General features: G+C 43.3%; 10 protein-coding genes and 1 tRNA gene. 9 read left to right on the top strand and 2 right to left on the bottom strand.

The features are described from left to right. Nucleotides 1-2: 2 nt before the first annotated feature. Both H8698_RS00520 and H8698_RS00515 read right to left on the bottom strand, forming a co-directional pair. On the bottom strand, nucleotides 3-809 hold the full coding sequence (locus tag H8698_RS00520; RefSeq protein ID WP_249310575.1) for a hypothetical protein: 807 nt from the start codon (nucleotides 807-809) through the stop codon (nucleotides 3-5). 105 nt (nucleotides 810-914) lie between these two features. Next, nucleotides 915-1,001 (bottom strand) — tRNA-Leu (locus H8698_RS00515). Between the two features lie 344 nt (nucleotides 1,002-1,345). Here H8698_RS00515 and H8698_RS00510 point away from each other — a divergent pair. The 9 genes from H8698_RS00510 to H8698_RS00470 all read left to right on the top strand — a co-directional run bounded on the left by H8698_RS00510 (nucleotide 1,346) and on the right by H8698_RS00470 (nucleotide 11,210). Next, entirely contained in the window at nucleotides 1,346-1,618 is a 273-nt protein-coding gene (locus H8698_RS00510) for an HU family DNA-binding protein (protein WP_177680244.1), read from the top strand. Between the two features lie 70 nt (nucleotides 1,619-1,688). Beyond that, on the top strand, nucleotides 1,689-3,785 hold the full coding sequence (locus H8698_RS00505; RefSeq protein WP_249310574.1) for a type IA DNA topoisomerase: 2,097 nt from the start codon (nucleotides 1,689-1,691) through the stop codon (nucleotides 3,783-3,785). 179 nt (nucleotides 3,786-3,964) lie between these two features. Then, nucleotides 3,965-4,834: a 16S rRNA (adenine(1518)-N(6)/adenine(1519)-N(6))-dimethyltransferase RsmA gene (gene rsmA, locus H8698_RS00500; RefSeq protein WP_249310573.1), complete on the top strand. Its 870-nt coding sequence runs from the start codon at nucleotides 3,965-3,967 to the stop codon at nucleotides 4,832-4,834. A gap of 164 nt (nucleotides 4,835-4,998) precedes the next feature. Continuing rightward, the gene (locus H8698_RS00495) at nucleotides 4,999-6,768 is read left to right on the top strand and encodes a phosphoenolpyruvate carboxykinase (GTP) (protein ID WP_249310572.1); all 1,770 of its coding nucleotides are present in this window, start codon (nucleotides 4,999-5,001) and stop codon (nucleotides 6,766-6,768) included. Nucleotides 6,769-6,835: 67 nt separating this feature from the next. Then, nucleotides 6,836-7,099 carry a hypothetical protein gene (locus tag H8698_RS00490; RefSeq protein ID WP_249310570.1) on the top strand — a complete coding sequence of 88 codons (264 nt, stop codon included), beginning with the start codon at nucleotides 6,836-6,838 and terminating at the stop codon, nucleotides 7,097-7,099. A 197-nt stretch (nucleotides 7,100-7,296) separates the two neighbouring features. Beyond that, nucleotides 7,297-7,947 (top strand): bifunctional 2-keto-4-hydroxyglutarate aldolase/2-keto-3-deoxy-6-phosphogluconate aldolase, encoded by a 651-nt coding sequence (locus H8698_RS00485; RefSeq protein WP_177679324.1) that lies wholly within the window; start codon nucleotides 7,297-7,299, stop codon nucleotides 7,945-7,947. A gap of 16 nt (nucleotides 7,948-7,963) precedes the next feature. Next, on the top strand, nucleotides 7,964-8,986 hold the full coding sequence (locus H8698_RS00480) for a sugar kinase (RefSeq protein WP_249310567.1): 1,023 nt from the start codon (nucleotides 7,964-7,966) through the stop codon (nucleotides 8,984-8,986). Nucleotides 8,987-9,053: 67 nt separating this feature from the next. Then, the gene (locus tag H8698_RS00475; RefSeq protein ID WP_249310565.1) at nucleotides 9,054-9,839 is read left to right on the top strand and encodes an amidohydrolase family protein; all 786 of its coding nucleotides are present in this window, start codon (nucleotides 9,054-9,056) and stop codon (nucleotides 9,837-9,839) included. 114 nt (nucleotides 9,840-9,953) lie between these two features. Next, nucleotides 9,954-11,210: an S-layer homology domain-containing protein gene (locus tag H8698_RS00470; protein ID WP_249310563.1), complete on the top strand. Its 1,257-nt coding sequence runs from the start codon at nucleotides 9,954-9,956 to the stop codon at nucleotides 11,208-11,210. The last annotated feature ends 139 nt before the right edge of the window (nucleotides 11,211-11,349 follow it).

The following is an 11,349-nucleotide window of genomic DNA, read 5'->3' as shown; positions in this document are numbered from 1 at the left end:
GACTAAAAATTTCGGCATGCATTTATATATTCATTTACTTGCTGACGATTTATTTTAATACAAGCTTGCTTCTCGCTACGCTCAAGTTCTGCATATATAGCATTGGTAAGGCAGGTAAGGTTTGACCAGAGTGCCTCTTGTGAAAAATCTCTGACAAGAGTCTTTTTTAGAGTATGTAATTCGAATTCCGGAAGTTTATCAACATCTCTGCCGCGTTCAGTATCAAGAGAATATCGCAAGCCGAGCAATTTTACAAGGAAGTTACGTGCGATGTCAAGTTCCGCAATTGCTCTAAAGTATTGTCTGCGTTTTATTGCAACCGCACCGTGCATCAGATTGCTCCACACGCGATCGGAACATTCCGAGAGTTCCTTTGCATATTCGTCTATTTTTGGATCTTTTTTTGCTTTCTCCCAAGATGTTTGCATCGCCTCCTGAACGGTGCCGGTTTTGTCAAACAGCACTTTCCAATGTGCTCGGGTAGCTGCGGCATCGGTATAGACACCGTAGCCGATGTCAATCTCAAGAAAATTATCGCACAAATAAACTTGCAGCGGTATATCGGGGTCTTGCTTAAAGTAGATAATCGACGCTTTCTTGCTAAGTTCATTTGCGACAGAGTCTTTCACTATATCCAAATTCTCGCCGCTGTCAATTGCTACTACAAAATCTAAATCAGATAATTCATCAGTATAACCAAAAGAGCCTGAACCGACAGCAACTAGTGCTACTATATGCTCGTTCTGCTCTGTAAAGGATACGATGTAATCCATAATACTTTTTCTGTCCGCTGGAGTAAACAATGCCATAATATTACCTCCCGAGCTTATATTAACTGTAAATTGAAAAATCTCTTCTTATAATTAAAAAATTAGGACGAAACAGATATTACATCTATTTCGTCCTGACTTTTTTGGTGCCGCTGGCCGGAGTCGAACCGGCACGGTATCGCTACCGGCGGATTTTGAGTCCGCTACGTCTGCCAATTCCATCACAGCGGCAAAAAACCTGACTTAAATAGTTTAGCATTAAATTCTATTTTTGTCAAGATGAAATTAAAAATCCATTGATTTTTTTTGAAAAATGTGGTATAACCAACTTAACGACAAAATGATGGAGAAGAATCGTATGAATTCAAAACAAAAAAGAATAGCAAGAATTTTAAGTTTCATCGTTGCGCTGGCGATGGTGGTTTCTATTGTGGCTTATGCCGCAATTTTAATCATTGGCTCTAGGTAACGTATTAATAAGCCATTTTTCATAATATTTTTTTGAAAAATCACTTGTTTTTTTTTAGAAAATATGTTAAAATGTTTTCATATTGTAAAAAAATGAGGTGATAATGATGAATAAGACAGAATTAGTATCGGCAGTTGCAGAAAAGACAGGACTTTCTAAGAAAGATTCTGATGCTGCTGTTAATGCAACAATTGATGCAATCACAGAAAGCTTAAAGAATGATGACAAAGTTGCATTGGTTGGTTTTGGTACATTCGAGGTTCGTGCCCGCGCTGAAAGAATGGGGAAAAACCCGCAGACAGGCGAAGCAATTAAAATTGCGGCTTCAAAGGTACCTGCATTCAAAGCAGGCAAAGCGCTGAAAGATGCGCTGAAATAATTGTAAGAAATTTTTAAGGTGAAAGAGTGGCACCGCTCTTTCACTTTTTTACGTTTAAGAGGGCTTCAAAATGATTTTAATTGTTGCAGAAAAACCAAGCCTTGCGCGAAATATTTCTTCTGCCATAGGCGGAATGAAACGTTTCAATGGGTATCTTGAAGGCAATGGCTTTATCGTAACCTGGGCCTTTGGCCATCTGTTTTCTCTGGCAGATGTGGAATATTACACGGGCGGCAAAGAACCTCGGCCAAAATGGACTATGGATAACCTGCCATGCTTTCCAAAAAAGTTTGAGTTTCAGCTCCGCCGCGATGAAAAAAAGCAGACAGACGGCGGTGTGAAAGCCCAGTTTGAAATTATATCTTCCCTCTGTAACAGGGATGATGTTGAGACCATTGTAAACGCCGGCGACTCAGACCGTGAGGGTGAAATTATTATCCGAACGTGCGTGGACAAAGCGCTGAAACAGCCGAAACAGCTAAAGCGCTTGTGGCTGCCGGACCAGACGCCGGAAACAATTTTAGAAGGCATAAAAGAGCTAAAGGACGAAACAGAATATGACAATCTGGCAAACGAGGGCTATGCACGCACTTTTATCGATTGGCTGTATGGCGTAAATTTAACCCGTTATGCAACTTTAAAATCAGGAAAGCTTCTGCGCGTGGGCCGGGTGATTGTCCCCATTGTGAAGGCAATTTACGACCGGGACATGGCGATTAAAAACTTTGTGCCGGAAAAATATTTTGGAATTTTCAGCAAAGAAGAAACAAACGGCGCGGAAATTGAGCTTCTTTCAAAAGAAAAGTTCTCAAAGGAAAAGCTGGCCGAAGCACAGGCTCTTTGTGCAAAATATAACAATGAAAAGGCAGTTGTCACCTCGGTAAAACGTAAAAAGGACACGTTAAAGCCGGGAAAACTGTATTCTCTTACAAAACTGCAGAATGCGCTGGGAAAAAAATATAAAATGTCTATGGAAGAAAGCCTTAACACGGTGCAGGGTTTATATGAAAAGGGGTATGTGACCTATCCGAGAACAAACTCGGAATATCTGGCTGTGGCAGAGCAGGATAAGGTGAAGAAAGTAATTGCGGCTGTTGGCGGCATTGGCTATCCAGTGGCGTTTCAGTTTTCCAAAACCATTTTTGACGACAGCAAAATTGAATCCCACTCCGCGCTGACGCCAACAACCAAAATACCAAAAAAAGAGCACTTATCGGAAAAGGAATATGCTGTTTACAGCACCATTATGAGAAGGTTTGTGGCGGTGTTCTGCGCGGAAAAGTGCGTTGCAGAAAAAACAGAAATTAAAATCAGCGTCGGCGGCTTAGAAGAATTTACGCTCAGAGGAACAGTGATTTTAGAGCCGGGCTGGACAAAATATGACGATTATTTAAAAAAGGATAAGCTGTTGCCGCCCTTAAAAAAGGGTGACGCAGTAAACATTCACTTTAAGCCTGTGGAAAAGGAAACAAGCCCGCCAAAGCACTATACCATTGAAACGTTAAACAACTATTTAAAAAATCCCTTTCGGGAAGAAAAGGCGAATGCCCAGTCAGAAGATGACTCAGAGGAATACCGCGCGGTGTTCGAGGGCTTGGAGCTGGGCACAGAAGCTACCAGAACAGGAATTATCGACAATGCCAGAAAAAGCGGCTATATTATGCTGAAAAAAGATGTTTATACCATTTTAAAAGATGGAGAATTTCTGATTGAAGCGTTAATGCGAATGGGAATTAACATGGACAAATATAAAACGGCTGAGCTTGGCAAAGCGTTGAAAAAGGTTTACCGATCGGAGTGTTCCATTCTTGACAGCGTTCATCTTGCGGAGCAGGAAATTGCTGCGGTATTTCAAAAAAAGGCAGTGCCGCCGGAACTGGACGCAGACGACGGATTTATGGGAGACGCGGCGGGAACGTGTCCCCTGTGCGGCGGGGAAGTTCGAAGAACAAGCTTTGGATATGGCTGCAGCAAATATAAAGAGGGCTGCAAATTTACGATTAATGGCGTGATTTGCGGCCGGGTAATTTCACTTAGCAATGTAAAAAAATTGCTCTCAGAGGGCGAAACATATAAGATTGAAGGGTTCATCTCTCCCAAAAGCGGCAAGGTGTTCAGCGCCAAATTAAAGCTTGATAACGGCAGGGCGGTATTTGATTTTCGTTAATCATTGCCGTCCTGTTGTTTTAACGACTTTTGAATGATTTGTGTCTGAATGGTTAATTTTGTTAGATTTGTTGGAATTTCTAAAAGTAATATGCTATAATGAAACTCGCTGATAAGAATTTGTGCCGGTGTGTGCAAATAGGTTATATAGTGAACAGTTAGAATTCGAGGTGTATTATTTTGCTGAAACTGAATAACAGAAATGTGATAAAAGGTCAGATGAACGAACGGGGCCTTAAGTTTAACAAAGCTTTGGGACAAAACTTTTTAATAGACGATTCCATTTTGGATAAAATCGTTGAGGCTTCAGAAATTGACGCAGACACAAATGTTTTGGAAATTGGCCCCGGCGCCGGGGCGTTAACCTGCAGGCTTGCAGCGGCAGCCAAAAAGGTAGCGGCGGTAGAAATTGATACGGGGCTTTTGCCGCTTTTGGGCGAGAATTTGTCCGGGTTTGACAATGTAAATATTATTCATGGCGACATTATGGACCTTTCTTTAAAAGAACTTTTTGAAAATGAGTTTGAGAGCGGCCCCGTAAAAGTTGTTGCAAATCTTCCATATTACATCACCACGCCAATTGTGATGAAGCTGCTGGAGGAAAATCCGGGGTTTGAGAGCTTGGTCATTATGGTGCAAAAAGAGGTTGCGCAGCGCCTTACCGCTCACCCTGGCGACAAAAACTGCGGCGCAATTACCTACAGCGTAAACTTTTGCTGCGAGGCCGAAACGGTGATTGATGTTCCCCCCGAGGCATTTATGCCCGTTCCAAAGGTTTGGTCCTCCGTCATAAAACTGACGGCGCGTCAAAAACCGCCTGTGGACGTTATAGACGAACAGCACTTTTTTACCCTGATTAAAGCGGCGTTTTTAATGCGCCGGAAAACATTTTTAAACTGTGTTTCACAAAACGAGGTAATTAACGTGAAAAAAGAAACGCTGCGCGAGATTCTGCGGGAGCTTCATATTTCTGAAAATATCCGCGGAGAGGCGCTGTCGTTGGTACAATTTTCACAAATATCCAATGCGATTATAAAAAGAAATTTGTAGAATAAAACGGGTTATATTTTTAACAAAGTGCTGTTAATTTTGGGAAAAATAGTGTATAATTAAAATGAATAAATTTACGTGTGATATTTCATGCTGTTGGTACATATGTATAAAAATAGCTGAATACTCACGAAAAGCACCCGACGGTGAAAGGAGAAATGAAAATGACGAACAACAAAACAGTGCTTAGCTGGCTTGATGAAATGGCAGCTATGACCACACCCGACGAAATCGTTTGGATTGACGGTTCTGAAAAACAATTGGAGGACTTAAGGGCCGAAGCAGTTTCAACAGGTGAGATGATTCAATTAAACCAGGAAAAACTCCCGGGCTGTTATTATCATAGAACAGCGGAAAACGACGTTGCCCGCGTTGAGGACAGGACATTTATCTGCACCCCCACAGAGGAGGAAGCGGGTCCGGTGAACAACTGGATGGCTCCTGAGCAGATGTATGCAAAATTAAAGGCACTTTACACCGGCTCCATGAAGGGCAGAACCATGTATGTAATTCCTTATTCCATGGGACCTGTCGGCTCCCCGTTTTCTAAAATCGGCATTGAGCTGACCGACAGCATTTATGTTGTTTTAAACATGGCGATTATGACAAGGATCGGTCAAAAAGTGTTAGACCAACTTGGCGACAGCGCTGATTTTGTAAAATGTCTTCACGCGAAAAAAGATGTGAATCCCGACGAAAGATATATCGTGCATTTCCCGCAGGATTCCACAATCTGGTCTATTAACTCCGCATACGGCGGCAACGTGCTGCTGGGCAAAAAATGTTTTGCACTCAGAATTGCTTCTTACCTCGGTAAAAAAGAAGGTTGGATGGCAGAGCATATGCTCATTTTAGGACTGGAAAACCCACAGGGCGAAGTGAAATACATCTGTGCTGCATTCCCGTCTGCCTGCGGCAAAACAAACCTGGCAATGTTAATTCCGCCGGAATATTTAAAAGAAAAAGGCTACAAGGTTTGGACGGTCGGCGACGACATTGCATGGCTTCGGATTGGTAAGGACGGAAGACTCTATGCAATTAACCCGGAAGCTGGCTTCTTTGGCGTTGCTCCTGGCACAAGCGAAAAAACAAACTTTAATGCGTTAGAATCTGCAAAGAAAAATACAATTTTTACAAACGTTGCAATCAATAATGCCGACAACACCGTTTGGTGGGAAGGGCTTGACAAGAACCCTCCGGAAGACTGCACAGAGTGGACAGGAAAGCTAGTTAACGGCAAAACTTATGAAGGCAAGCTTGCACATCCCAATTCCAGATTTACAGCTCCGGCAATTAACTGCCCGTGCATTTCCAGTGAATTTGAAAATCCGGAAGGCGTTCCGGTTTCTGCAATTGTATTTGGCGGCAGACGTGCAAAAACTGCTCCGCTGGTTTACCAGGCAAGAGACTGGCAGCACGGCGTGTTTGTTGGCGCAACCATGGCTTCTGAAACCACAGCGGCCGCTGCAGGTGCGGTTGGCGTTGTAAGACGTGACCCCATGGCAATGAAACCGTTTGTTGGCTACAACATGGCGGACTATTTTGCACACTGGATTGAAATGGGCAAGAAAATGGATGCTGACAAAGCTCCGAAGATTTTCCATGTTAACTGGTTCAGACAGGACGAAAACGGCAACTTTATCTGGCCTGGATTTGGCGACAACATGCGCGTGCTGCTTTGGATTTTAGATAGATGCGAAGGCAAAAAAGACGCAGTGGAAAGCCCCATTGGCTATCTGCCGAAGAAAGAGGATCTTGACGTTAACAACCTCGACATTGACGATGCAACAATGGAAGAATTGTTGACCGTTGACAAAGCAGTATGGCTGGAAGACGTTGAAAATCAGGAACAGTATTTTGCACAGTTCGGCGACAGGCTTCCGAAGGAAATTAAAGAAGAACTGGAAACACTGAAAAAGAACTTGTCAAAATAATTTCATGTTTAATAGGCAGCGTTGTCTGTTAAAAATAAAAATTGAAGATTTATGAGGAGGAAATAGGATGAAGAACAAACTTGTGCTCGGAATCCTCAGCTGTGTAGTGGCTGTTGGCTGTTTAACCGGCTGCGGCAACGGCGATGCTGATTCAGCTGCAACAAACACGGAGGCACCTGCAAAAACAACTGTGTCGCCTGCGGCGTCTGCAAAGCCAGAAACTACAACACCTGAAACCAAATCCTCTGCGGCTCCCACAACAGCGGAAGCAAGCCCCTCCGGTTCTCCGGCGGCAAGCGCTTCGCCGAACGCAGCGGCTGCGGCAGAGTAAATCTACAATTGACAAAATTTTAAAATTACTAAAGATAAGTTAGGCCGTGCACTTTTAAAGTGCACGGCTTTTTTCAGCATTTTTAGGTAAACCTTTCATGGCATGAAAGCAAGAAATTTTATTGACTTTTTTCGCGGAATATGGTAAAGTATAATCTGGATTGGATTTGAGTTAAAATTTACAAGGAGTGACGAAATATGGATAAGGAAAAGGTAATTACCAGAATTTGTGACGCTGGTATTGTTGCTGTTGTCAGAGCGTCTGACAGCGAGCAGGCAATGCGGATTACCGACGCCTGCATTGAGGGCGGTGTTGCTGCAATTGAGCTTACATTTACTGTTCCTGGCGCACATCGGGTAATTGAAGAATTGGCAAAACGATATACCCCTGAAGAAATTATTTTGGGCGCGGGCACTGTGCTGGATTCAGAAACAGCAAGAGTTGCGATTTTATCCGGTGCACAGTATATTGTAAGTCCCTACTTTAATGCAGATTCTGTTAAGCTTTGTAATCGTTACAGGGTTCCGTGTATGCCCGGCGCCATGACGATTAAAGAAGTGGTTGAGGCAATGGAAGCCGGTGCAGACATTGTAAAAGTGTTCCCAGGCGAAGCATTTGGGCCGAAAATCTTAAAAGCAATTAAAGGACCTATCCCGCAGGCAAAATTAATGCCTACCGGCGGTGTTGACGTAAATAATGTCGGCGAGTGGATCAAAAACGGTGCAGTTGCAGTTGGAGCCGGCGGCGCGTTAACCGCAGGCGCTAAAACAGGCGACTATGCGCAGATTACGAAAACTGGCCGCGAGTTCATTCAAAAAATTAAAGAGGCCAGAGGCCTTAATTCATGATTGGAGGTAAATAAATATGGCAAAGGTAGTAACATTCGGCGAAATTATGCTCAGACTGCAGACGCCGGATTATCAGAGATACATACAGGCAAAAAGTTTTGATGCGGTTTACGGCGGCGGAGAAGCAAACGTTGCAGTTTCCCTTGCAAACTATGGACACGACGCTTACTACGTAACCAAGCTTCCGGAAAATCCACTGGGAGCGGCATGTGAGTCGGAGCTTAGAAAATACGGCGTTCATACCGATTATATTGCCCGCGGCGGCGAGCGTTTGGGCATCTATTTTGTTGAAAAGGGCGCGTCACAGAGGGCGTCTAACGTTGTGTATGACCGGGCACATTCTTCTATTTCCACAGCAAAAACAGAGGATTTTGATTGGGATAAGATTTTTGACGGTGCAAAGTGGTTCCACTTTACCGGCATCACTCCGGCTGTTTCCGATGATGCAGCGAAAATCAGCCTTGAGGCCTGCAAAGCTGCGAAGGCAAGAGGCGTGGAAATAAGCTGTGACTTAAACTTTAGAAAAAAACTTTGGTCCAGCGAAAAGGCCGGCAAGGTAATGGGCGAGCTTATGCAGTATGTTGACGTGGTCATTGCCAATGAAGAAGATGCGGAAAAGGTGTTTGGCATTAAAGCCTCTCAGACGGACATCACATCAGGAAAGCTCAGCGACGAAGGCTACAAAGAGGTTTGCCAGCAATTAATTGACAGGTTTGGTGTGAAAAAGGTTGCAATTACACTGCGTGAGAGCATTTCGGCTTCTGTGAATAATTGGTCGGCACTGCTTTATGATGGAAAAGATTTTTATAAATCAAAAAAATATACCATTAACATTGTAGACAGAGTCGGCGGAGGCGATTCTTTCGGCGGCGGTTTAATTCACGCGCTGCTGGAGAATTACAGCATGCAGGATACCATTGAATATGCGGTTGCTGCGTCTTGTTTAAAACATACCATCGAGGGTGACTTTAATTTAGTTTCTGAGTCCGAAGTAAAAGCTTTAATGGGCGGCGACGGTTCAGGACGGGTACAGAGATAGTTGATTCTGTTTTATCAGCGGCGCAGCTTTTGTAAGCTGTGCCGTTTCATGTTTGGGAGTGAAAATATTGCCTGAAAAAATAGTAGATATTCATGCACATGCGTTTGACGACAAAATTGCGGTAAAAGCAACTGAAAATTTGCACCATTATTACGATATTCAGCCGGCAGCAGACGGAAGGCTGGTGCACCTGACGGAGAGCGCGAAAAAAAATAAAATTGATAAGCTGGTGGTTTGTGCAACCGCCACAAAACCAAAACAGGTGCAGATGATTAACGACTATGTTTCCTCGCTTTTAAGCGAACACATTGTTGGCTTTGGAACGCTGCACTGCGATTTTGACGAAATGGACGCTGAAATAAACCGTTTCAAAGAACTGGGCCTATCGGGGATTAAGTTTCATCCGATTTTTCAAGGCTTTAAAATTGACGATGACAAGGCCATGCAAATGTATGAAAAAATTGGCAGCAAGTTTCCCGTGCTGATTCACGTGGGCGACAAAAACGTGAAAGACGCAACGCCAGGGCGGTTGGCAAGCGTTATGAAAGAGCTGCCCCAGGTGACCTTTATCGCCGCTCATTTAGGCGGATATGGCGAGTGGGAGGAAGCAAAAAAATACCTTATTGGTAAAAATGTGTATATTGATACCTCAAGTTCCATTCGGTTCCTGCCGCCGGAAGAGTCTGCGGCCATTATTAGGGCTCATGGGACTGACAGGGTTCTATTCGGAACGGATTATCCGCTTTCAAATCATAAATTTGAATTTGAATGTATGAAAAAGCTAAATTTAACAAATGATGAATATGAAAAAATTTATTGGAAAAATGCATTCCAATTATTAAATTTAAAATAATATTCTTACAAAACTGTTAAAATGTATCGGGAATATATTTGCTTTGCATGCAGAAATTAAATGTATGAAAATATCAACATTAGATGTTTTCAAATTTAATTTTGGAGGTGTGAAATGAAAAAATTATCGGTAACATTTATAACAGTTTTTATGTTTCAGTTGTTATTATATCCACTGACGGCGTTCGCACAAACCTTGGTTGCAAACGATTTTACAAAATCTACCCCCAGGGATACGACGCTTTCTTTCAGCGCAAACGATTTTATAGGAAGCGCAAACCCGCCCAGCGGGAAGAGTTTGGTTTTTATTCGGTTTGACCAGGTGACAAACCCCACAGCCGGAAATTTAAAGCTTAATGGAAGTGTGGTGGGTAAGGGGAACACCGTTTCTGTGGGCGATTTAAACGGTCTGACCTTTGTACCCACAACCGGATATGAAGGCGAAGCAATTTTCACCTGGACGGCAAACTATGGGGGGGCACAGTCGCCTTATCCCGGTGCTGTTGTCATAACAATTGGCTCAGGAGTGGAAACCCCTTCTGTAATCCCGGAGGGAGAGCAAACAGAGGAGGGCGAAACGCCGCAGGAGTCACAGACGCCGGCAGTTCCGGAAAAAGGCGAAACCCAGCAGCCCCAGCAGGAGAATTATGCTGAAAAAGAAAATTATGACGGCAAATCTGAAAACAATGCACAGCAAAATGCAGAAGTGAAGCAGGAAGAAACGAAAGAAGCGGCGCCCAGCCAAAATAACGAGTTAAAGCCTCTCAGATATGAGGATATGCTTTCTCACTGGGGTGCATATTCTGCTGGTATGCTTGCATCGCGGGGCTATGTAATTGGTGAAGATTTCGGAAACAATTTTTATTTTAATCCTGACGAAAAAATCAACCGGTTTGAATTTGTGCTGATGGTTAACGCCATTTTTGGCGTGAAACCAAAAGACAGCCTGGCCGACAATCCGTTTTCAGACAAAAACGTTCCCTCTTATGTAATGCGAGTGGGCATTGCGGCCTATGAATATGATATTATTGCAGGCACAAAGGGGAAGGATGGGCTGCTTTATTTTAATCCCTATGACTCAATTACAAGGGCTGAAGCAATTACGATTGTGGACTATGCCCTGCGGCTTGATTCCTATGGTGTGGACGAAGCGGAGTTTAAAGATGTGACAAACATTCCAGACTGGGCAATGCAGTCTGTGAAAAATTTAGAGGCATATGGCATTATTCAAGGGTATGAGGACAACACAATCCGGCCATATACCAGCATCACCCGCGCACAGGCTGCTGAAATGATTTGGCAGGCTTTAAAATTTTTAGATGCGAAACGAACCTCAAACGCGGTGTTTACAACCGTTATTTACGGAGATTAACAAAAAAACGGGACTGCCTGTCAGGCAATCCCGTTTTTTAAAAAAGGGGGACAGCATCGCGTAGATGCCAAATGTATTTTGTGAGGTCTATTTTCATTATGCTCACATTATTTTTTATTTATACATAGAACTTTATTTT

It is taken from the genome of Congzhengia minquanensis (assembly GCF_014384785.1).
GTDB lineage: Bacteria > Bacillota > Clostridia > UBA1381 > UBA9506 > Congzhengia > Congzhengia minquanensis.
Note: the sequence above shows the minus strand (reverse complement) of the source record. Positions and strands in the feature narration are given on the sequence as shown.